The organism is Psychrobacter sp. 1U2 (genome assembly GCF_051847575.1).
On record NZ_JBPYDC010000003.1, the window covers coordinates 13,066 to 35,663 of the forward strand.

Annotated in this window: 21 protein-coding genes; 14 read left to right on the plus strand and 7 right to left on the minus strand. The window is 44.9% G+C overall.

Features of this window, described 5'->3' with window-relative positions:
* Positions 1 to 114 precede the first annotated feature (114 nt).
* Positions 115 to 906 (plus strand): glucose 1-dehydrogenase, encoded by a 792-nt coding sequence (locus ACS8FD_RS02130; protein ID WP_439274228.1) that lies wholly within the window; start codon positions 115 to 117, stop codon positions 904 to 906.
* 166 nt (positions 907 to 1,072) lie between these two features.
* Here ACS8FD_RS02130 and ACS8FD_RS02135 read toward each other — a convergent pair whose 3' ends face one another.
* From ACS8FD_RS02135 to nadR, 3 genes are all read right to left on the minus strand, one after another.
* Positions 1,073 to 1,573, minus strand: coding sequence for an Mpo1 family 2-hydroxy fatty acid dioxygenase (locus ACS8FD_RS02135; protein ID WP_439274229.1), 501 nt, complete (start codon positions 1,571 to 1,573; stop codon positions 1,073 to 1,075).
* A 219-nt stretch (positions 1,574 to 1,792) separates the two neighbouring features.
* Positions 1,793 to 2,545 carry a nicotinamide riboside transporter PnuC gene (gene pnuC, locus ACS8FD_RS02140; RefSeq protein ID WP_439274230.1) on the minus strand — a complete coding sequence of 251 codons (753 nt, stop codon included), beginning with the start codon at positions 2,543 to 2,545 and terminating at the stop codon, positions 1,793 to 1,795.
* A gap of 94 nt (positions 2,546 to 2,639) precedes the next feature.
* Positions 2,640 to 3,686 carry a multifunctional transcriptional regulator/nicotinamide-nucleotide adenylyltransferase/ribosylnicotinamide kinase NadR gene (gene nadR, locus ACS8FD_RS02145; protein WP_439274231.1) on the minus strand — a complete coding sequence of 349 codons (1,047 nt, stop codon included), beginning with the start codon at positions 3,684 to 3,686 and terminating at the stop codon, positions 2,640 to 2,642.
* Positions 3,687 to 4,072: 386 nt separating this feature from the next.
* Between nadR and ACS8FD_RS02150 the strand changes: the two genes are divergently transcribed.
* The 4 genes from ACS8FD_RS02150 to ACS8FD_RS02165 all read left to right on the plus strand — a co-directional run bounded on the left by ACS8FD_RS02150 (position 4,073) and on the right by ACS8FD_RS02165 (position 8,397).
* Positions 4,073 to 4,282 (plus strand): PspC domain-containing protein, encoded by a 210-nt coding sequence (locus tag ACS8FD_RS02150; RefSeq protein ID WP_439274232.1) that lies wholly within the window; start codon positions 4,073 to 4,075, stop codon positions 4,280 to 4,282.
* 408 nt (positions 4,283 to 4,690) lie between these two features.
* Positions 4,691 to 5,758 (plus strand): glycine--tRNA ligase subunit alpha, encoded by a 1,068-nt coding sequence (glyQ, locus tag ACS8FD_RS02155; RefSeq protein WP_439274233.1) that lies wholly within the window; start codon positions 4,691 to 4,693, stop codon positions 5,756 to 5,758.
* Positions 5,759 to 5,767: 9 nt separating this feature from the next.
* Positions 5,768 to 7,861, plus strand: coding sequence for a glycine--tRNA ligase subunit beta (glyS, locus tag ACS8FD_RS02160; protein ID WP_439274234.1), 2,094 nt, complete (start codon positions 5,768 to 5,770; stop codon positions 7,859 to 7,861).
* Positions 7,862 to 8,079: 218 nt separating this feature from the next.
* Positions 8,080 to 8,397 carry a hypothetical protein gene (locus ACS8FD_RS02165; RefSeq protein ID WP_439274235.1) on the plus strand — a complete coding sequence of 106 codons (318 nt, stop codon included), beginning with the start codon at positions 8,080 to 8,082 and terminating at the stop codon, positions 8,395 to 8,397.
* Positions 8,398 to 8,421: 24 nt separating this feature from the next.
* On the opposite strand, the gene ACS8FD_RS02170 is transcribed toward ACS8FD_RS02165, so the two are convergent.
* Both ACS8FD_RS02170 and ACS8FD_RS02175 read right to left on the minus strand, forming a co-directional pair.
* Entirely contained in the window at positions 8,422 to 9,045 is a 624-nt protein-coding gene (locus tag ACS8FD_RS02170; protein ID WP_439274236.1) for a cell division protein ZapA, read from the minus strand.
* Positions 9,046 to 9,089: 44 nt separating this feature from the next.
* On the minus strand, positions 9,090 to 9,551 hold the full coding sequence (locus tag ACS8FD_RS02175) for a hypothetical protein (RefSeq protein ID WP_439274237.1): 462 nt from the start codon (positions 9,549 to 9,551) through the stop codon (positions 9,090 to 9,092).
* Positions 9,552 to 9,741: 190 nt separating this feature from the next.
* On the opposite strand from ACS8FD_RS02175, the gene ACS8FD_RS02180 reads away from it, so the two are divergent.
* The 4 genes from ACS8FD_RS02180 to ACS8FD_RS02195 all read left to right on the plus strand — a co-directional run bounded on the left by ACS8FD_RS02180 (position 9,742) and on the right by ACS8FD_RS02195 (position 13,148).
* Positions 9,742 to 10,395, plus strand: coding sequence for a UPF0149 family protein (locus ACS8FD_RS02180; RefSeq protein WP_439274238.1), 654 nt, complete (start codon positions 9,742 to 9,744; stop codon positions 10,393 to 10,395).
* An 84-nt stretch (positions 10,396 to 10,479) separates the two neighbouring features.
* Complete coding sequence (locus ACS8FD_RS02185) at positions 10,480 to 10,962, plus strand: nucleoside deaminase (protein ID WP_439274239.1); 483 nt, start codon at positions 10,480 to 10,482, stop codon at positions 10,960 to 10,962.
* A gap of 55 nt (positions 10,963 to 11,017) precedes the next feature.
* Entirely contained in the window at positions 11,018 to 12,253 is a 1,236-nt protein-coding gene (argE, locus tag ACS8FD_RS02190; protein ID WP_439274240.1) for an acetylornithine deacetylase, read from the plus strand.
* Positions 12,254 to 12,416: 163 nt separating this feature from the next.
* A complete protein-coding gene (locus ACS8FD_RS02195) occupies positions 12,417 to 13,148 on the plus strand; it encodes a LysE family translocator (RefSeq protein WP_439274241.1) in 732 nt (243 codons plus the stop codon).
* 174 nt (positions 13,149 to 13,322) lie between these two features.
* Here ACS8FD_RS02195 and miaB read toward each other — a convergent pair whose 3' ends face one another.
* Complete coding sequence (gene miaB / locus ACS8FD_RS02200; protein WP_439274242.1) at positions 13,323 to 14,801, minus strand: tRNA (N6-isopentenyl adenosine(37)-C2)-methylthiotransferase MiaB; 1,479 nt, start codon at positions 14,799 to 14,801, stop codon at positions 13,323 to 13,325.
* A 476-nt stretch (positions 14,802 to 15,277) separates the two neighbouring features.
* Here miaB and ACS8FD_RS02205 point away from each other — a divergent pair, with 476 nt between their 5' ends.
* The 4 genes from ACS8FD_RS02205 to ACS8FD_RS02220 all read left to right on the plus strand — a co-directional run bounded on the left by ACS8FD_RS02205 (position 15,278) and on the right by ACS8FD_RS02220 (position 20,639).
* Entirely contained in the window at positions 15,278 to 17,425 is a 2,148-nt protein-coding gene (locus ACS8FD_RS02205) for a lytic transglycosylase domain-containing protein (protein WP_439274243.1), read from the plus strand.
* A 550-nt stretch (positions 17,426 to 17,975) separates the two neighbouring features.
* Positions 17,976 to 18,662 carry a T2 family ribonuclease gene (locus ACS8FD_RS02210; RefSeq protein ID WP_439274245.1) on the plus strand — a complete coding sequence of 229 codons (687 nt, stop codon included), beginning with the start codon at positions 17,976 to 17,978 and terminating at the stop codon, positions 18,660 to 18,662.
* Between the two features lie 516 nt (positions 18,663 to 19,178).
* On the plus strand, positions 19,179 to 20,162 hold the full coding sequence (locus ACS8FD_RS02215) for a malate dehydrogenase (RefSeq protein ID WP_439274247.1): 984 nt from the start codon (positions 19,179 to 19,181) through the stop codon (positions 20,160 to 20,162).
* A 237-nt stretch (positions 20,163 to 20,399) separates the two neighbouring features.
* Positions 20,400 to 20,639, plus strand: a complete 240-nt coding sequence (locus ACS8FD_RS02220; RefSeq protein WP_439274248.1) for a DUF2789 family protein — start codon at positions 20,400 to 20,402, stop codon at positions 20,637 to 20,639.
* 93 nt (positions 20,640 to 20,732) lie between these two features.
* On the opposite strand, the gene ribF is transcribed toward ACS8FD_RS02220, so the two are convergent.
* Complete coding sequence (gene ribF / locus ACS8FD_RS02225; protein WP_439274249.1) at positions 20,733 to 21,812, minus strand: riboflavin biosynthesis protein RibF; 1,080 nt, start codon at positions 21,810 to 21,812, stop codon at positions 20,733 to 20,735.
* 148 nt (positions 21,813 to 21,960) lie between these two features.
* On the opposite strand from ribF, the gene ACS8FD_RS02230 reads away from it, so the two are divergent.
* Entirely contained in the window at positions 21,961 to 22,575 is a 615-nt protein-coding gene (locus ACS8FD_RS02230; protein WP_439274250.1) for a GNAT family N-acetyltransferase, read from the plus strand.
* Positions 22,576 to 22,598: the final 23 nt, after the last annotated feature.

The following is a 22,598-nucleotide window of genomic DNA, read 5'->3' on the forward strand; positions in this document are numbered from 1 at the left end:
TCTAAAGTACAAGTTTTAAAAGTACAGGTTTTAAACCAATAAAATTAAGATAATCGTCACTGCAGGTTTGCCCACACCTAATAACAAGCCCTAATCAAAATAGGAGCATTTTTTATGCCAGAATTTAAAGATAAAACGTTTAACGAGCTATTTGACTTAACCGATAAAGTTGCTATCGTCACCGGCGGCGCTAACGGTATTGGCAAAGCAAGCGCCCTACGACTGGCACAAGCGGGCGCTAACATTGTAATCGCTGATCTAAAAATGGACGATGCCAAAGCCGCTGCCGAAGAAATCGCAAGCTTTGGCGTTAAAGCCCTAGCGGTCGAGTGCAATATCTTAAAAGATGAGGATCTCGTCGCTATGGTAGAGCAAGCGGTCAGCGAATTTGGTACGGTCAATATCTTGATTAACAACGCGGGCGGTGGCGGTGGCGGTAAAGAAGACCCCTTTAAGATTTCAGTAGATGACTTTCGCCGTGACTTTGAGCTAAACGTCTTTAGTGCTTGGCGTCTGTGTCAGCTTTGCGTGCCGTATATGAAAAAATCAGGCTATGGCTCCATCGTCATCACCACCTCAATGTCGAGCGTCAATAAAGATCCCAATATGAGTGGTTATGCCGCCTCCAAAGCGGCGGTTAATCATATGGCCGCCAATCTAGCACATGACTTCGGTCCTGAGGTACGTATCAATGCGGTCGGACCAGGGGCGACGCGCACCGATGCGCTAAAATCAGTACTCACGCCAGCGATTGAAGAAAAAATGCTTGCGCATACGCCGATAAAACGCTTAGGTGAGGCGGACGATATCGCAGGCGCTATGCTCTATTTTGCTGCGCCAATCTCAGAGTGGGTCAGCGGTCAGACCTTGTTTGTTAATGGTGGCGGCGTGCAGACTTTGAGTTAGAACTGGAGTTAAACTTGAGCTAAATGAAAAGATTTACATTGTATGATCGCTAATAGCACATAAGCACTAGTAACTTTTGACAAACAAAAGCGCGATCTTGCTAACAAGGTCGCGCTTTTTTGCTTATTTAGCCGCAATAAAATCTTTGTAAAGATGAGACGCTAGGCTAAAGTCGTAGCCTTGTATCTAAGATAGAAAGCTCTAAGCCCTGCTTATTTTTACCACCCATTAAGCTATTGACCACCCAAGCTGGACCAATTAATAAGAACTGTAAGTCTTCAAAGAAAGAGGGTTTTTTACCTTCGATCTTATGACCGACAAACTGCCCGATCCAGGCGACTACGAAGATGCTGGCCCAGACCTTAAAGCCGATAGGTAGCGCTGCCATCACTGATAAGCAAATCAAGATAAATATGCCCATCGCTAAAAATAGCGGCGTTGAGAGCTGCATATAAAACAGCAGCACTAAGGCGCTTAGCACTAACGTAATCCAAACTGACAACGACATACCCATGCCTAAGATACTGACAAAAATAGTCGGTACAGCCATCCAGTGGATCTTTTTATTGACTAAGTTTTGGTGACTGACCGAATATTCGCTAAGCCACTGCTCAAGTGTGCGTTTTGACATCTTTTGCTGCTTATGAGATTGAGAGTTACGAGACATACTAACCTCCTTGTTGTTGTCTATAAAATACTGTTGTTCTATGAGGTAAAACGATAACTATATCTTAGTTTTAGCATTATTTAGCGCGCGCTACCACTTTATCGAGTAAACCCTAGCGTCATAAGAAAGCGCTTTGGGCGTTACTATCTCAAAACTATCTCAAAGTGATACGCCACTTTACTAGCTTCAATAAGCCTTAGTTTTGGATTTAAATTAATCTTATTTACGTTGTACTTTCACTAAGTCTTGCTCGCTGCGATACCATTCATAAAGCCCGACGAAAGAGTTGACTTGATAGACCATCGTTTGAATAGCAAAGATATAATTGCCCGTCATGAGATTCACCGTGAGCCAAACGAAGTTGGAGATAATCCATAACCACCAGTTAAACGAGTAGCGCAAAATCATCGCTGCTTGTGCGGTGATAGAGAGGATAAAGGCGATGACGTTAATCCAGAAAAAAGAGATCACGCCCAAAAACAAACTACTATCGTTTTCGACGACCGCATAACCGTAGCTTGCTAGTAGCGCGTTGACAGTAGGGAAGAGCGCTAGGCCGATGATCATAAAGGTAATAGTAATGAGCCAGACCCACTTGTTGGCCGATTTTGGGATCATGTCGCCGTCAGCGTCGGTATTCTTTGACCAATAAAATAAGCCATAAAGATGCGTGAAAAAGTTAAACAAAGGCGCTAGCATCAGGCCGACTGAGCCTGCCGTGCCTTGTACCACTACTTCACCGGCGGTCGCTGCCATACCAAAGCCGTTGCCCGCGACGTTTTTGCGAAACGATAATGACACCACGCAGATCAGACCAATAAAAGAGACACCCAAATAAAACCAATCTAAAGTGCTATGTTCAGTGGTAAGCCAAAACCCTGCACTTAGCGCTATGACTCCTGAGATAAACCAGATAATGATCCATTGTAGCGACCACTTGCCAGTGATGTTGTCTAGTAACTGAATGCGCATAGGGGAGTTATCCTTTAAGTCTTGCGTTTATTGGAGTCGTGGGGTTATTCATGTCTTAGGATTGTGAATAATACTCACTGCTGTTTTATTGATTCTACAATGCTTTGCCATAGATATAGCCATCTATAAACTTAACGGCCTCATGATAGCGCGTGTCGTAATCTGGCGCGTCGATAAGGTGTGGTTCAATATTATGCCGAGCGAAGATATCTAGTAGCAGCTGTTCGAAGCGGCCGCGAGCCTCCGCGCTACCCAGCGTGCGCATACCGTCATCGACCCAAGGCGTATTATTATCAAGCATCACCGTATAGTCTAAACGAAACTCGTTAATACAAGCGTCAACGAAAGGGTGAGTACGGCCTTCATACTCTTCACAGAACGCTTGGGTAGTCACAAAGTCGGTATCGACGATAGTCACAGGCGCGGTCGCATTGATCTTAGCTTGGCGGATAGCCTCAGCATGATCGAGCGCGATAGGGCCATAATCACTATATTGCAGGCCGATCTCGCTACCGCCTAAATCGGTACCGACATAAATTCTACCCATCTCTAAAGCAAAGCTTGCGCCGTAATAGTTGGCAAGCTTATGTACTAAAGTGGTCTTGCCTGAGCTTTCGCCGCCGACGATAGCGACAGTCTTGGTATAGTTGGCGCGCGCCTCTGGATGAATCGCTGACCAATGCGCGATAGGGTTGCTTGCGATAGCAAAAGAATCAAACTCTGGCTGTAGCGGTGTCGTTAATACCGGCATACTAAGCTGAGACTTGACCTCATCTTGCGCTATAGGATGGTTATCCGCGACGAATAACGCGGTATCAGTAGGAAGCTCTAACTCACTGATGATATGGGTGAGTTTGGCCTGAGTTACAGCAACGTCGATAGCGACATCGGCAAAGCTATCATGAATAGGCAGCGCAATCTCTTGGCTAATATGAAGGTGAATAAAAGGCAAGTCAGCACAAGCCATCTGTAGCCAACGCGCTTTATCTTTTAGGGTAATATCGAAATCTGGATGCGGCGTAGGATGAGAGGTAATGACGATATGGAGGCTTTTAGCTTGCCCCGCTGCGGCCAAAATACTGCGCATTTGACCTAAATGTAGCGGCTGAAAATGCCCAATCATTAAACCGGTATCAATCATAATATCTCCTACATGACTTCGTTATGCAAACAGTGCTGTTTGTGCGCTAAATTAATAGCATGGTATAAAGCTTTGAAGGCAGATACAGGTGAGTTATTGTAAAAGTTTACAGAATGAGCAGTGAGAATAGACAAGTTATTGAAATCAATAGCGATTGTCATCGGTAATGGTTTTTGCAAACTAAGCGAAAAGAACCCGTAACATCGCTTTCCTTGAAACATTTTGAAATAACTATTTAAAATCAGGGAGTTACCGCACTTTACGACAGGTTACGGCAACTTTGATTATCATAAAGTCACAAAGCACGCTTAAAGCATCAACAGATAAAAAGTAAATGCTTGCTATACTTATTTATAAGTTAAATCGCTCGAGAAGGAGTAAAAACTTTGAGTAAGTTAGTTAAGTTGCATCGCTCGCAAAATAATAAAATGATCGCTGGAGTTATGGGCGGTATCGCTCAGTATTTAGGATGGTCACCGACTTGGGTTAGAGTATTATTCGTCATTATCTCTTCACTAAGTGCTGCAGTTCCAGGGATCTTGATTTACATTATATTGTGGATCGTCATGCCAAAAGCAGGTAGCCAATCCTATTAATAAATAGCAAACTAAATAAAATTATCGAAGTATTAACTATAATAAAAATAATAGCTTATAAAAAACAAAAAGCCTGACGCAACAGGATACCGGTATCACACTTTTCCTCCTGCCCAAATGTTTACGCATTTGGGTATTTTTTTGTTTTGCAAGGTATGAGCTTATTCTTTTTGGTCAAATATAGACAGTTTTGAACTGTATGAGCTAAATCCAATCGTAGTAAATATCGCTGTAAATATAGTTGCTATAAATCAAATACTATAAATATAGTTACTGTATATATGGATAAAATGACCATTTTTTAGTAAGGTAAGCAAGTTAATAGAGGCGTAGCCGAACAAGCTAGCAAAGCTTAACTATTTTTAGTTAAGCTCGCTCTAATCCTACTTATTTCATAGTGATTTTTTTATGACCTCCCAAGACAGTATTGCTAATAATGAAAACTCCCCTAAAGACTCTAATCCTTTGAGCTTTCAAGACTTGATTTTAACCCTACAAAACTATTGGGCATCCAAAGGCTGCGTGGTATTGCAGCCTTATGATATGGAAGTTGGGGCGGGCACCTTTCACACGGCGACTTTTCTGCGCTCACTAGGGCCTGAGCGCTGGAACGCCGCTTACGTACAGCCTTCACGCCGTCCGACCGATGGCCGCTATGGCGATAACCCCAATCGCTTGCAGCATTATTACCAGTTTCAAGTAGTGCTCAAACCGAATCCGCCGAATATCCAAGAGCTGTACTTAGACTCTTTACGTGCCATCGGTATCGATCCTTTGGTACACGATATTCGTTTTGTTGAAGATAACTGGGAGTCGCCTACTCTTGGTGCGTGGGGCTTAGGATGGGAGATTTGGCTCAATGGTATGGAAGTCACCCAGTTTACCTATTTCCAGCAAGTCGGCGGTATCGAGTGCTTTCCGGTCACCGGCGAGATTACCTATGGGCTTGAGCGCTTAGCGATGTATGTACAAGGCGTTGATAGCGTGTATGATTTGGTTTGGGCAGATGGTGAGTTTGGCCGCGTCACTTATGGCGATGTATTTCATCAAAACGAGGTCGAGCAGTCGACTTATAACTTCGAGCACGCTGATGTGCCGAAGATGGGCGAGTTCTTTGATTTTTATGAAGCGCAAGCGGATAAACTGGTGGCTGCAGGCTTGCCTTTACCTGCTTATGAGATGGTGCTAAAAGCGTCGCATGCTTTTAACTTGCTCGATGCACGCGGCGCGATTTCGGTCACTGAGCGTCAGCGCTTTATTTTGCGCGTACGTACGCTGGCGCGAAAGGTCGCCTTTGGTTATGTCGAAGCACGCGCTAGGTTAGGCTTCCCGTTAGCTGATGAAGCGCACCGTCAAGCCGCTATTGATAAGTATTTGCCCAAAGAAGATATGACAGTGGCTACTGAAGGTTCTACTGAAAACCAGCCTACCAGTACTAATAACAATAACAGTACTAATACTGAAGTTAATAAATAGGAGCATCCCATGAGTACCATCTTATTTGAATTGGGGTGTGAAGAGCTACCTCCAAAAAGCCTAAAGCCTTTACGTGATGCGCTACAAGCGAGTGTCACCGAGCAGTTAAATGAAGCAGAGATTGGCTTCGATAGTATCAAAGCCTTTGCCGCGCCGCGTCGTTTGGCGATTCAGATTCAAGGTATTAGCGATAAGCAGCCCGATCGCAGCGAGCAAAAGCGCGGCCCTGCCATTAAAGCGGCCTATGATAGCGAGGGCAATCCCACTCGTGCCGCTATGGGCTTTGCCAAAGGCTTAGGCATAGAGGCCAGCGAGCTGACGACGATCAATACTGATAAAGGCGATTACGTCGGCTATGAGCAAACCATTCACGGTCAAGCGACGACTGAATTATTACCCAATATTTTCCAGACGGCATTAGACAATTTGCCAATTGCTAAGCGTATGCGTTCAGGTGCGAGTAGAGAAGAGTTTGTACGTCCGGTGCAGTGGGTGGTCTTGATGCAAGATGAGCAAGTCATCGATGCGACTATTCAAGGTCATCAGACTGGCGCAAAGACCCGTGGTCATCGCTTCCATAGCCCAGAGTATTATGAGCTAGATCATGCCGATAATTATGAATCGCTGCTTGAGCGCTCAAAAGTGATTGCTGATTTTGATAAGCGCCGGATGCTGATAAACAATCAGGTCAAAACTTTAGCCGATCAAGTCAATGCCGATGCTATTGTTCCGGCAGAACTATTAGATGAAGTGACGGCGTTGGTTGATTTGCCGATTGCGCTAAGAGCGAGCTTTGAGCCCAGGTTTTTGCAAGTACCGCAAGAAGCGCTTATCTCAACCATGCAAGCGGATCAAAAGTATTTTTGTCTGACCGACAAAGATGGCAAACTGCAACCGTATTTTATCTTTATTACCAACATCGAATCAAAAGACCCTAGCCAAATCGTCGAAGGCAACGAAAAAGTTGTGCGTCCGCGCTTAGCCGATGCAGAATTTTTCTTTTTACAAGACCAAAAGCAGCCATTATTCGCGATGACTGAGAGCTTGAAGACGCGCGTGTTCCAAGATCAGCTTGGGACGATTTGGGAGAAGTCTGAGCGTATTGCCAAGCTTGCTGGCTTTATCGCTGGGCTCATGCAAGAGCAAGGGCAGACGATTGACCTTGATGAGACGGTACGCGCTGCCATACTAGCCAAAGCGGACTTAGCCAGCTCCTTGGTCGGAGAGTATCCAGAATTGCAGGGTATCGCTGGTACCTATTACGCGCGCTTGAATAATGAGCCTGAGGCGGTCGCTGCCAGTATTGAAGAGCAGTATTTGCCTAAGTTTAGCGGTGACGTGTTACCAAAGACGCCGATTGGTATCTGCTTAGCGCTAGCCGATCGTTTGGATACCTTAGTCGGTATCTTTGCTATCGATCAAGCACCAACAGGATCAAAAGATCCGTTTAGCTTACGCCGTTCGGCTATCGGTATTTTGCGTATTTTAATCGAAAAGCAGCTACCTATTAACCTAGTGGCGCTGGTTGAGCAAGCGATTAAGAATTATAGCAGCAGCGAGGGCAGTAAGATTGCAAAAATGGGCGATACCTTCACTCAGGTGATGGCGTTCTTAAATTCGCGTTATCGCGCGATGTATACCGAAAAAGGCGTCAGCGTCGATACCATCCAAGCGGTGCAAGCGATAAATCCGCACATGCCGCTTGATTTTGACCAGCGTATCCGCGCGGTACAGACCTTTAGTGAATTACCGCAGGCGCAAAAGCTCGCGGATTCTAATAAGCGCGTGGCTAATATCATTGCTAAGTCAGAAGATACAGTCGCTGATCGTGTCGATGAGTCGCTACTGACTGAAGCCGCTGAACAAGCTTTATACGCTAAAGTGCAGCAAGCGCAGCAGCAAGTCGCGCCGCTGTTAGAGCAGGCGGATTATACCCAAGTCTTGCAAACCTTAACCAGCTTAGATGAGCCGCTCACCCAGTTTTTCGATAGCGTCATGGTTAATAGTGAGGATGCGGCGCTAAAAGCCAATCGCTTAGCACTACTAAAGCAGGTCCGCGCGCTATTCTTAACGGTTGCTGATATTAGCGAGCTGCAACTCTAGAAGTCATCGTTTAACTGATAAACCAAAAACTGGCTTTATGAAGCCAGTTTTTTGTGAGTGCGTCCTATACGAAGTGCGTAACTTACCGTAAAATCTAAAGGTGAAGATTTAAGACGCTCTAGGGTCTGTTGAACATTCGCAAGAAGGCACTGCCACGGTCTAATGTTCAACAGACCCCAATATCCAGAGCGTTGTCCGCTACTCAAAGGAGCCTTGCCGTGTTCGCTGTTATTACCACTATTATTATCATTTGGATCTGCATGTGGCTGTTTTATAAAGTCATGTATCCGCGTGCGCCCAAAAGTATGATGCCGCAAGCAGGCGATATTACCACCCCGCGCACCTGCAACTTTTGCGGTCATAGTCTTGCTGAGTATCGCGGCGTGCTCGAAACTCAGCCTAATACCGAAGCGGCACCAGCTGCAGATGGCATGACGACCGTTACGGCTGCTGACAAGAATCAAGAGCTATTTTTCTGTAACTACGAGCATCAGGCCGACTTTCATGCTGGAAAAGTCTATAACGCTCACTCCTAGGCGTGTCTGGGTTTAAAAATAGGTTTAGAGAACAGACTGCGCTTCTTGCATGATTTTATTTAATAACTGCTCGTTTTGTTTGCTTTGCTGCTGACGTTCAGCTGCTGAGGTTTTATAAGCGTTAATTTGTTCATACAAATTCAAGCAAGACAAGACTAACAGGTTTTCTTGATTCAGCTTAGGTGCGTCTTTTTTGATCGCAGTGGCAAAGTCATTGATGAACTTCTCTGCTGCTCTTAGCTCTTGCTCTTCATCAGCGGGACAAAAAATAGGGTAGCTGGCACCGGCGATTACGATATCTATTTTTTTACTTTCCGGCTTTTTGCTTTCCAGATTTTTATTCTCTGGTTTTTTGTTTTGCAGCTCTTTGGTTTTGTCGGCGGATTTACCATTAGTCATATCATTGCTTTTATTAGGGTCAGTTGTCTCGGCCGGGCCATTAGCATTAGCCGATGAGCGCACCGCTTTGCTTTCGACTACTCGGCTTTGAGCGTATGCGTCTTGGCGCTGAGTCGGCGGCGTATTTGGATTGCTATCCGCTTTTACAGTGCTATTTTTATTGGTCGTGTCGCTCTTATTAGTCGTGTCGCCACTTTTACTCGTTGCTGCGAGCGCTGGGTTTTGCGAGTCAGTACGGTTATCAGTCATAAAAAATCCTACAAAATAAAGGTTTGAAATTGACGTTAAAGCGCTTAGCTATCCATCTGGTCAATACGGGTCAAGCGCTGTAATACCACTTGGGTACGCTCAGCTGCCAGTTGGTTTTTTTGCTGTAAATCACTATTTTGTTGCTTGATATCATCGAGCTGTTTATGTGCTTCTTGGTTTTGCTGCTCTAAGCGCTGATTGATCTGTTTAAGCTCACTATTTTTTTGTTCTAAATCGCCCAGTTGCTGCTGTAGTTTGTCTTGCTCTTCCCCTATCATATGATGAGCTTCGGCCAAACTTTGATAGCGCTTGTCTAGATCGCTCAGTTGTTTTTTGGCAGTATCACGCTCATTGCTGCTGCTGCTGAGCTGGGTTTTTAGAGTAGACAGCTCTTTTGGATCAGGATGGGGCTGTTGTTTTAGTTGACTGAGTTCATTACTGACCAGTTGATGCTGTTTTTTTATGTCTAGTATCATTTTTTCTAAGATTTTTAATTGATCATACATAGTCAGTTTTTATCCTTAAGAAACGTGATGTGAATGAATTGGCTTTATGCGTTTAATAATGCCATAAGTGACCTCATAATATCTATATCAACAAAGTAATTGCCGCTGAGCTTATAGCGGGCATATTTATGCAAATTTATACTTTGTAGCCATTATTTAACCTTAATTTATTTTAAATCAGGATGTATTTATGAATGATAATATTTCAGGCTGGAACACTTGGTCGGATGCGTTTGCAGGTTGGACGGATGTGACTATCAGTGAGATACATGGCTTGATGACCGGGCTGATGACCGCCTGCAACGCGCCTGATGAGCAAGGTTGGGCGGCTATTTTGAGCGAGCTTAGTTTTGAAGCTCTGCCCGAAGAGGCGCTAACTTTATTGACTGAGGAGGCCGAGGACACGGTATTTCAGCTAAAGGATAAAGATGATGCTTACGCCTATATGCCGCTAGTGCCGGATGATGAACATGATTTGTACGAGCGCGTAATGGCGCTGAAACAGTGGGCGAATGGGTTTATGACCGGTTTTGGTATTACTGATTGTCGCTTAAGCTCTGAGGAAAACGAGATGCTCTCTGATTTGGCAAAGATTGGCGCGATTCGTTTAGCTGAAGAAGACGAGTTTGAGGGCGGTGAAGAGTCCTATCTTTATATTTATGAGTTTGCACGTATGGTGCCCGTCAGCTTTGCCACCCGCAAACGCAAATCGGTGAAGGATCTTGCGCTAATTGCCGGACTACCAATCGATGCTAAGACTACTCAAGAGCTACAAGCGGAAGGTAAGCTGCCCAAGCCCATGCCACCGGTCATGGATGTGATGAATCAAAATAATCCGTCCTAAGATTGGTTACTGAAAAGCCCTCATCTATGGGTGATGTATTGTTAGAATAGAAGTAATAACTTATCACCTATTTGAGGAGTAGATATGATAACTGATGCTGATATGATCCATTTACGCCGCTGCGTCGAGCTAGCTGCTGAAGCGTTAGAGGCGGGTGATATGCCATTTGGCAGCGTATTAGTCGATGGTGATGGTAAGGTATTACGAGAAGATCGCAACCGTATCAATAGTGTCGATGCCACTTACCATCCGGAGATTGCGGTAGCACGCTGGGCGGCAAAAAATATGAGCATTGATGCGCGAGCAAAAGCGGTGGTCTATACCTCAGGTGAGCACTGCGCGATGTGTTCAGCTGCGCATGGACTGGCCGGGCTAGGTCGCATCGTTTATGTCAGCTCTGCTAAGCAATTAGGCGAATGGATGAGTGAGATGAGAGTTGATGCGCCGTTGTCGATTAATTCTCTATCTATCTCAGAGGTTGCCCCTGATATTCTTGTCGAAGGACCAGTCGAAGGCTTAGATCAAGAAGTGAAAGAATTACAGCACCAAGCTCAGCAAAGAGGGTAACGAGCGGCTTTCATCATTGTAGTGCAGAAACGCTTTTATAAGATAAGGACATACCATGTCTACCAAGACAGTGAACCATACTGACGAGCAAACGACAGCCGATACTCGTTATCCGAAGCAAAGTATCGACTGGCTGACACGTTTGATTGGCTTTGATACAGTGAGCCGCCATTCAAACTTAGCCTTGATTGAAGACGTACAAAGCTATTGTAAGCAGTTGGGTTTGAATGTTGAGCTAACTTTTAATGACGAAAAAAACAAAGCCAATCTATTTGTTACCGTGCCAGCAGGTCGTAATGCTGAGGATATCAATGGCGGCTTAGTATTGTCAGGGCATACCGATGTAGTACCCGTCGATGGGCAAGATTGGAGCTCTGATCCGTTCAAAGCGCAGATTCGCGGTGATAAGCTCTATGGACGCGGGTCTTGTGACATGAAAGGCTTTATTGCTTGTGCATTGAGCTTACTACCCAAAACGGTACAACTGTCAAATAGCGGTCAATTGCGTCGTCCGCTACATTTGGCACTATCGTTTGATGAGGAAGTCGGCTGTTTAGGAGCGCCTTTGATATTGGCCGATCTAAAAGCACGTGATATCACTCCTGATTACTGCATCGTTGGTGAGCCCACAAATATGACGATGGTGGTCGCGCATAAGGGCATTGCGGTCTATCGTTGCCGAGTCCATGGCAAATCCGCGCACTCCTCCTTGACCCATCAAGGTGTCAATGCTATTAGCTATGCTAGTCGCTTGGTCGGTTATGTCGATAGCTTAGCGGATGAGTTCACCAGCCGTAAAGATAACGATGAGATATTTGATGTGCCGTATTCGACCTTATCAGTCGGTACCATACAAGGCGGTACCGCGACTAACATCGTGCCAAACCTATGCGAGTTTACTTTTGATTATCGTAACTTGCCGCATATGACCCAAGACGATATGTTAGCGCCGATCAAAGCCAAAATCGCTGAGTTAACTGCGCAGATGCAGCAGCGCGCCCCTGAAACGGGTATTGAGCTGCTGCAAGAAGAGGGCGTACCGGCGATGACTGATAATACCAATGACGAGCTACAGCAGCTCATCGCCGCGCTCACTGGCGATCATGAGCGTCATAAAGTCGCTTATGCGACCGAAGGTGGCCAATTTACCAATAACGGTATTCCAACGATCATCTGTGGTCCGGGTAGTATCGAGCAGGCGCACAAAGCCGATGAGTTTGTAGCGCTAAGCGAAATTGCGCGCTGTGATGAGTTCTTGCAAAAATTATTAGACAGTTGTACGGTTAATTAGCTATTTATTAATAAAATAATTGTAGCTTACGTTCATAGGTTGGAAGCGTTTAGAGTATAATCATGATTAATAAAACACCGTCTGAATGGCGGTGTTTATTTTTTGGTTTATCGCGAGCAAGCTAAATTTTAATAAATAAAGTTGCAAATAGTAGGGGTTATTGATGTCTTGGCATCTATTTACGATATTCTTTGTCAGTACCTTTTTTATCTCCGCCACTCCAGGCCCTAATATGTTGCTAGCCTTTCAGTACGGGATAAATTATGGTGTTAAGCGTACGCTTTGGACGTTAGCAGGTTTGAGTCTCGGACTTTTTATCCTACTGCTATCGACGCTCTTGGGCTTAGATGTCATCAGTCGTCAATCGCCTTGGCTGTTAGAAGTTATCAAAACAGTAGGAGCGCTATATCTCATCTATTTAGGTATCTTATCATGGCGCGATACAGGTCATAGCAACTTGATGGCAGAGGCGAGTGCAGTGAGTAAGGAAGTGGCTAACCTTGATAGTTCTGAGGTGTTTAATAGCTCACAGCAGCCGAAACCACGTAGCTTATCTAGTGCAGCGGTCAAGGTCATTCCTAGCAATTCAAAGTTATTTCGTACCGGCGTTTGGGTATCACTGTCTAACCCCAAGGCTATATTATTCTTCGCTGCCTTCTTTCCGAAGTTTATTAATTTTAGCGCGCCGCTTTGGCCGCAGTATATCATGCTGACTTTTGGCTTGTTCTTAAGCGAAACCATTTGGCAAATCATCTATACGCTTGGCGGCAAGCAATTGGCCGGCTGGCTCGATGTTGGCGATCGTCTGGCTTGGCTGAATCGCGCTTGCGGGGTGATATTTATGTTAATTGCCGCCGCATTATTGGCTGAAGCAATTAGTCATTTTATAGGTTAAACAACACTATTACTTATTCATTAGAATACCTTTAGAATATTAGTAGTCACTCATAAAAAAGCCGTTCGCTAATGATAGCAAACGGCTTTTCTCATTTAAATCGTTGGGCGTGGCAAGCTTTACAGCAACCGACGAAAATATAATCTTATTGCAATAGCTTTGAATGAATAGCTATTAAGCCAAAACCTCAACCAGCTCGCCCTTAACCATATGTGGGCTGACAAAATCAGTCACTTTTACGCTGACGATTTTACCCAGTAGCTCATCCATTTTATCGACATCATATTTGAACATCACTGTACGCGTATTATCCGCGGTACCGATTAAGCAATCAGGATGACGATTGGCGACTTGTTCAACTAATACGCGAGTAGTAGTGCCGACCATCTCATGCGACTTAGCTAGCGTGGAATCGATAATCACCTTTTGGAATTCAGCTAAGCGTTCCTTCTTAGTTTTGAAGCTGACATCATCAGGCAGTTCTGCTGCTGGCGTGCCCGGACGTTTCGAGTAAATAAAGCTATAGGAGTGATCAAAGTTTAACTCCTTAGCTAGGTTTAAAGTATCTTGAAAATCGGCGTCCGTCTCACCGGGGAAGCCGATAATAAAGTCACTCGATAAATGAATATCAGGGCGAATAGCTTTGAGCTTATTGATCTGATTAATATAGACATCAATAGTATGGTTACGTTTCATCGCCGCAAGGATAGCGTTTGAGCCACTCTGAACGGGCAAATGCAAGTGCGAGACCAGCTCAGGTAACTGTGCGTAAGCATCAATGATATCATCGGTGAACTCTAGCGGATGGCTAGTGGTATAGCGAATGCGCTCAACGCCATCGACATGTGAGACATAATGCAAGAGCTCGGCAAAACGGCAAATGCTACCATCGTCTTTTTCGCCGCGATAGCCATTGACGTTTTGACCGAGCAGGTTAATCTCACGCACTCCTTGCTCCGCTAAGCTGTCGATTTCGGCTAACACATCATCGAGCGGGCGTGATAATTCCTCACCACGTGTATAAGGAACCACGCAAAAGGAGCAATATTTCGAGCAGCCTTCCATAATAGAGACAAAGGCTTTATAACCTTCGACCTTGGGCTCAGGTAAAAAGTCAAATTTCTCAATACTAGGAAAAGAGATATCGATAGTACCGATGCGGTTTTTAGGTGAGATAGCTTTTTGCTCATTGGACTGATCGTAGAGCTCTGGCAGACGGTGCAGAGTTTGCGGACCAAACACCATATCGACATAAGGCGCGCGTTTTTGGATATTATCGCCTTCTTGCGAGGCCACGCAGCCGCCAACGCCGATCACTAAATCAGGGCGTTTTTCTTTCAATTTGCGCCAGCGGCCAAGCTCTGAGAATACTTTTTCTTGCGCTTTTTCGCGAATAGAGCAGGTATTCATCAAGAGTACATCAGCTTCATCAATGTCATGGGTGACTTGCATACCGTGTGAGTCGCCGAGCACATCGAGCATTTTGTCAGAATCATAGACATTCATCTGACAGCCTTGCGTCGTAATAAACACCTTCTTTGTTGCCTGTTTATCAGTAGCTACTGGCGCAGAGTTAGAAGCTTCAAGCGCTACAGCTTTCGTGTCAACACTAGCAATATTATCGATACGCGGATCAAATACAGTAACACTCATAACAAGACGTCCATGGTTAAACAGATTGGCGGGGCTAAGCGCTGAAGACTAAACGCTGCAGACCAAGCACTGAAGGCGCGTATTTTATCATAATCAGTCTGTAAAGTGAAAAGTAAGCAGTAGCGAATATCATTCGTTTGATAAATTATTTATAATAGTATCAATTGCTTATCATTCGCTCACCAATAATATAAGATAGTTTAAGCTTTTAGGACTAGAGCGAGAGTATCAGCTTGTATCTGTGCGCTGTTAGTATGCGTTAGCAAAAGGCGAGCAGTATCATTTTGTTGTTACTGGGCACTGTCCTAATTATGGATAAATGGTAAAGCTATTGGTTGAAAGTTAAGCAAATATAGTATGATAAAAAGTATGATAAGTTGTCTTATTGCAGCGGTAGGCACCAAATCGCTATGCACACGCCAGTAATTCACCTGCTACTAACTTACCTGATACTAAAGAATATAAAGAGAGTCCGTATGACAAAATTGCGCGTTGCTCATAACAGCAAAGAGAAAACGACTACCCACACTCTAAGTCTACAAGCATTAAAGAGCGTCAAAAACAGCAAGCTGCGAGTGAGTGCGTTGAGCTTAGCGACCGCTATGGGAGCCCTTGGATTATCACAAGTGGCTTGTGCTGAGCTATCTTGGGGTGATGGCGAGAGCTTTGAGCAAGAAGGGAGCTACTATTCAGGCAGTAGCTATCAGCAGGGCAGCAGCGGCGTGGACTATTTTAATGCCGCTGCGCAAGCGGAAAATAGAGGCGATATCAGCTCCTTGTTCAATTATGAGCAGCTGATGAGTGGCAGCCTATTTGCCATGTATCCGACTTATTGGCGAATGAATTTGGATCTTAATTCGCAAAGTTCAGCGGCCGTCTCGCAATTTGTGCGTCAATATCCAGGTACCGTTATGGCCGAAAAACTCGTCGCTGATTTTGCGGAGACCAAGGCGGGCGCTAATGATTATGCTGCGGTACGTCAAGTCGCGAACCTGATTACTAATGCTGATAGATCTGAGCGCTGCGCCATTGCCCTTGGGTTCAATAATGGCGGTGATACGATGCGCGCCTTGGCAGAAAAGTCTGAAGTTTGGCTAACTACCAAAAAACAGCCTGCGCTATGCGAGCAGCTAGCGATGGAGATGAATAACAACGCGCTTATTAGCAATAGCGATCGAGTCTCGAGACTGAAACGTATGCTGCGTGTCGGCAAGACAGGCGATATTATGGCGCTATCTTCACGCTTAGGGACGCCTATTCCTTATTCAGCACTGAGCGAGATTCAGCTTAATCCTTCCTCGTTTCTTAGCCGATTCACTAGAGAGCCCAACAGTCAAACCAACCAATATCTTTATTTATACGCGATGGGTCGCCTCGCCGATAAGTCTTATCGCGAAGCCGCGCTGCAGTTAGATTTCGATATCAAGCAGGACAATCAGCGTAACGCGCGCTTATTGAATGATGACACGCGTCGCTATGCTTATCGTATTATTGGTGTCAAACGGATGAATTATAATACCGATGATGGCTTTAATAGTGAGGCGGTAGACTGGTTCCGTAACAGTCTTGATGATGATTTTAATTTTGAAGAAGCCGAAGATTATGCGATGGCTGCTATCCGTTTCAGTCGTTGGGATGATGTCGCTGAGGCGATCTCTAAGATGGATAGCGAGACTCAAAAGTCAGATCAATGGCAGTATTGGCTCGCGCGCGCTTACGAGCAATCGAGCGATGCTAATAAGCGTACTACCGCTAAGAGAATGTATCAGCAGCTGGCAAAAAGTAATGACTATTATGGCTTAATGGCAAAAGACAAAATCGGTCAACGCTTCGATGCCAGCCGTTTAGGTGGCAATAATTTACCTAATATTAGCAGCGCTGATCGCGCTCGTGTAATGCAAGAGCCAAACTTTGCGCGCGCCTTTGCGCTGTATAACTCCGATGCCAATCGCTCGTTTGCCAACCGCGAATGGAACTGGGCGGTCAAGCAAGCTCGTGATAAGCGTGATGATAATCTAATCATTGCTGCCGCGCGGGTAGCGCATGATATGGGCTGGCTTGATCGCGCGATCTATGCGGTGGACAATACTGATAGAGTAGACAGCTTAGCGCTATCGCACCCGATGCCGCACCAAAGCGCAGTGGTACGCTATAGCCGAGAGGCAGGCATTGATCCGGCATGGGCTTATGGCATTATGCGTCAAGAGAGCCGCTTTGTGACCTCAGCACGCTCGAACGTTGGCGCTAGTGGCCTGATGCAAGTCATGCCCGATACCGCTAAGTACATCGCGCGCAATCTAGGCGAGAGCTATAGTGCCAGCCGTGCTAATAGCGGCGATACTAATATTCGTTATGGTACTTGGTATATGGGCGATATCTTGGGTAAGCTCAATTATCAACCTGTCCTTGCAACCGCTGGTTATAATGCTGGCCCTAACAATGCCAAGCGCTGGCAGCCGGTCTATGGCTCGCTCGCTGCCGATCAATATGTGGAGTCTATCGCTTATCCTGAAACACGCAATTACGTCAAGCACGTGATGGAAAACGCGACTATTTATAGTAGCCTATTGGGCCGTCCGCAACCGATTACTGATCGTATGGGAGCGGTGCCAGCGGGTTTTTAACAAGTTCATTGCCCAAGAATAGCGTTTGACGTGGTTAGTAGTGCAGCTTTATAGCAAAATAGCAAAAATTCATATAGTAAAAGCCATCAGCAAAATAGGGTTGATGGCTTTTTTTGATCTTCTTAAAGGATAAAGGTGTAGATGAGACTTTGACTAATCGCTACATTATTTTCTATATCAGTAATTAGAAGTTTGTTATGCTGACTTACGTTTTTGCTATAGATTAAACAAAGTGTTTTGTTAGTATTAGACTAATCTGTCTAAATGTTATAGATTGCTAGTCTTTTATTTAGTTAGCGTCCAGAATTGGGACGATGAATACTTGTTCTTTTAATACTTGCTCCTACTGTTGAATATCCTTTTGACTATGATAAATAAATATTTAAATTTTGCAAAGTATCCAGCAAACAGCCGTCAATCGTCTGTTTGGTTTCGAGTGTCTGCTACCTCAACTAAACCGCAGTCTGTAAAGCTAATAAAACCTACAAAACACTCAAAACAATCTGAGCTGAACCCCTCTTTACTGAATAAGCAGGCTTTACAATACTCATTGATTAGTCCTTTAACTAATAAACGAGACCTGCAAAAACTGTCAGGGTTTTATTTATCTAAAGTTGCGAAGCTAGCGGGGCTAATACTACTACCTAGCGTCTTTATAGCGCCTGCACAGGCGGCAAGCGTGGTCAAAAGTGGTCAGCGTGTCCTTATGGTTGAGATGACCCCCGCGCTATGTAGTCTGCAGCCGACGCGCGCGCGTATGCGTCAATGTTTAGAAGGCTATTCGTTTACCATATCTGGCCTAGATTTAGGCTATGGTGAGCGCTGCGGCCGTGGTAGTGAGCCGCGCTTGACACCGCTGCAGCTCAAAGTCGTCAACCGTATTATGCCGGATACTACGGTGCGCAGCCAAGTGTGGCATCGCTATGGTACTTGTAGCCCATTAAGTGCTAACAGTTATTTTCGTCAAATTATCAACTATGCTGGAGACCTAAAGCTACCCAGCGAGCTGACAACAGGTAACAGCTATACGGTGTCCAAATCGAGTTTTCTCAAGCAGATGACGAGCCTTAATCGTGGTATGAGTTCATCTGACATCGATCTGATATGCCAAGCGGGTAGTCGCCGCCAATCTATTTTGACCGATATCAATATCTGCTATGAAGGCAATGATTTTGCCAGTTGTAGCAATGTTGTCGATAGCTGTGGCAAAAAGTTTATCATCTCCGGGGGTCAATAATAAATCGCGTAGATAAGCACATAGAAAAGACCGCTAAGTGCGCCAGATAAATATAAAAATACTAATATAATAGACAGCATGACAATTGTTGCAAATCTCTTAACTAAATGCTTAACAACAGTCTCTGATACTATCTTGGAGCGCGTTTTGAATGAGTGGTTAACCTCTTTTTTAAAATCTCTATCTTTACTCATTTTGTACCCTATTCATTCTAAATTGATTTTTAGGGGGTATAGAGTGTTATCACTTGCTTATTCATTGCTATTAATATTCACTCTGGTTGCTAATACTATAATAGTATTAGCATAAAATGTAACAATATAGCGCGCAAATCTTCAGCTTGCCTGCTATTGTTCCTAGACGATTCCCTAAATGAGGTGCTACACTAGCTCTCGTTTTATGCGCCTTTTGCATAAAAGCAGTGTTTAATTCGAACCGTTACGACTGAAAAAGTGACTACTTAATAAAGATATTGTCGAACAAGATACTGTCTAATAATCAATTGGAGAATACTCTATGAAACAGCCTGTACGTATTGCCGTCACTGGCGCTGCTGGTAATATCAGCTATGCTATGCTATTCCGTATTGCTTCTGGTGAGATGCTAGGTAAAGATCAGCCCGTTATTTTGAATTTACTTGAAATCACTCCAGCGCTTGACGCCCTAAAGGGTGTAGTTATGGAGCTACAAGACTGTGCTTTTCCGTTATTAGTAGATATCGTGCAAACTGACGACGCCAAAGTTGCTTTTAAAGATGTGAGTTATGCTTTATTAGTAGGCTCACGTCCACGTGGCCCAGGTATGGAGCGTAAAGACTTATTAGAAGCTAACGCTGCTATCTTCTCAGCACAAGGTAAAGCGTTAAATGATGTCGCTAACCGTGATGTCAAAGTTTTAGTCGTTGGTAACCCTGCCAATACTAACGCCGTTATCGCTCAGCGTAATGCGCCGGATCTAGATCCACGCAACTTCACGGCAATGACTCGCTTAGACCACAACCGCGCTATTGCACAGTTGGCTGAAAAGACCGATAGCACTGTCAATGATGTGAAAAAGATGATCATCTGGGGCAACCACTCCTCAACTCAGTACCCAGATCTGACCGCTTGTACCGTTAACGGTAAGCCAGCGCTAGATTTAGTCGAGCGCGACTGGTATGAAAATACTTATATCCCAGAAGTACAAAAACGCGGCGCGGCAATTATCAAAGCGCGTGGTGCTTCTTCAGCTGCTTCTGCTGCTAATGCCGCGATTGACCATATCCGTACTTGGGTCATGGGCACGGACGGCGACGATTGGGTCTCTATGGCGGTCTACTCTAACGGCGAATACGGCATTGCAAAAGGCTTGATCTACTCGTTCCCTTGCACTTGCAGCAATGGCGACTGGTCTATCGTTGAAAACGTCGATGTCTCATCAGAGTTCTCAAAAGAGAAAATGGCTGCCACCGAGCAAGAGCTGAGCGAAGAGCGTGATGCGGTATCTCACTTACTGCCATAAGCGCTATTGGTATAATGTCTGATTAGAAATACAAAAGCCTTGCTTACCTAGCAGGGCTTTTTTATGCCTGCTTCGTTAACACAACTGGTAAGCTTAGATAAACATTGACTAACAGCTTTTGCAAGGGAGCTTGCTACAATGAAGACGTTCGCTAAAAAGCACTAAAATAGCACTACAAAGAAGTCATATAATAAAGTAACCCTGTTAAAGCTGATATTAATATTAAGGAGAAGCACTATGCTAGGTGAAGTCGATTACAATATGAATGAGCTATTTGCTCAGTTAGGTCTCGATAATTCAGATGAGGCCATTGATAAGTTTATCGCAGATAATCAGTTAGGAAAGGATGAAGAGTTAAAAAAAGCAGATGTCTGGACAGATAGTCAGCGTATGTTCTTGGAAGAAGAATGGAAAAAAGATGCCGCATGGGTAGAGGTTATTGATGACTTAAATGTCCGTATGCATCCTGATGCTTAGTAGCTAGAACTCAATAAGCCATACATCGAAAAAGCCACCTTAATGATAATTAAAGTGGCTTTTTTAGTTGACAGTTAAAACTCGATAATTTTTTTAATCTAGCTGCTGCTGCTCTCGCCAAGCCAGCAAATCAGTTACGTCTTGATGGATGCCTTTTTTTAGAGCTTCTAAACCTTCATAGTTACGTTCGCCATGCAAGTAGTGCAAAAAACGCACTTGCAAGGTCTTATCGTATAGATCGGCTTTAAAGTTTGGGAAATGGACTTCTAAGCGCCATTCTTGCTCTTTGGTCACTGAAGGCCGCGTACCAATGCTTGCAGTGCCAAAGAGACTGTGCTCTCGTAACCCTGCTATGCCCGTTTGTCCTGCCTCTGCAAGAGCGCTCATACCATCCACTACGACATGACCTTGTTTATCGAGGCGGACCACATCGACTGCAAAGATACCGTGTAAGGCAGGCTTTATCCGAGCCAGCTCAATATTAGCGGTCGGAAAATCCATAGTCCGGCCGATTTTATCACCGCCAACCACTTGCCCCATAATCGTGTAGTCGCGGCCTAATAAACGATTGGCTGCCTCAAGGTCGCCGGCTAATAGTAAGTCGCGTACGCGGGTTGAGCTGATGCGCGTGCTTTCAGCATCATGATCTGCGTTTTCGACCTCGTTATTTGCGCTGACTTCATCCGTTATAGTGTGCAGGTCGGTGACTTGCAGGCCATAGTCTTGCAAAAACTGACTGTCGCCGGTGCGATCGTGACCAAAACGGAAGTCATCGCCTAAGACTAGCGCTTGTACGTTTAGGCGCAGCGCTAACAGGTCGGCGAAAGCAGTGGCTGACAGCGCCCGAAAATCATTATCGAAGCTAGCTACAATTAACGTATCTACTCCAAACTCCGCTAACAGCGCTTGCTTTTCTGCTAACGAGGTCAGACGAGCAGGGGCCTTTTGCGGGGTGAAAAACTCACGCGGCTGCGGCTCAAATATCATCACCGCCGCGCTCAGGTTTTGCTCATCAGCCAATGCACGTACTTTTGCAAGCATCGCTTGATGGCCCAGATGCACCCCATCAAAATTGCCAATAGTCAGTACACAAGGCGCTAAGTCAGTAGCTTTAGTATTTTTACTAACAATATAAGGCGGCGCGATCAGTTGTTCTAAATAATAGGTATTCATAATTTACAGCTATGATAGGAGCGGTTAAATAAAAGACACACATAATGAATCTACGAGCATAAAGGGCTTCAAGGTTTGTCATTATAAAGTAAAATAGCCAAACTCACACAGCAAACTATAGACCACAAACTATTCCACTAGGAGAGCTATGTTACAAAATGCCGCCAGTCGTCAGGAGCAGACGGCCGTAGCCCCATTAAACCCAGTTTCATTAGATGATAAATTTGTCGTGCAACGTGCCAGTATCGATGATCTAACGGCAATACTGGATATCTATAATCAAAGTATCGCCGGCAAGCAAGCGACCGCTCAATTAGCACCCGTCACTAGCGCTGAGCGTGCCAGTTGGTTCGATGAACACTTAAACAATCCAAAACGGCCCATTTATGTGGTAACCACGCGATCAGCGATATCAGTCGACTCGCCAGCTGTTATCGTCGCTTGGGGCAGTTTTAGCGATTTATACGCGCGTACCGCCTACCATATCAGTAGTGAGGTCAGTATTTATTTGCATCGTGATTATCACGGACAGGGCTTAGGTCGCCTGTTAATACAATGGATGCTTAGTCAAGCGCCAAGCCTGGGTATTCACAATATCGTGGCGCTTATCTTCGCTCATAACACCCCAAGCCTAAAGTTATTTCGCAAGCTTGGCTTTGAGCAGTGGGGCTATATGCCGCAAGTTTGTGATATGCAAGGCTTTATCGCCGACGTAGTAATGCTTGGCATAACGAACAAAACTAACAGCTCTCCAAGTATTTAAAGGTTTGGAGAGCTGGTATCAGT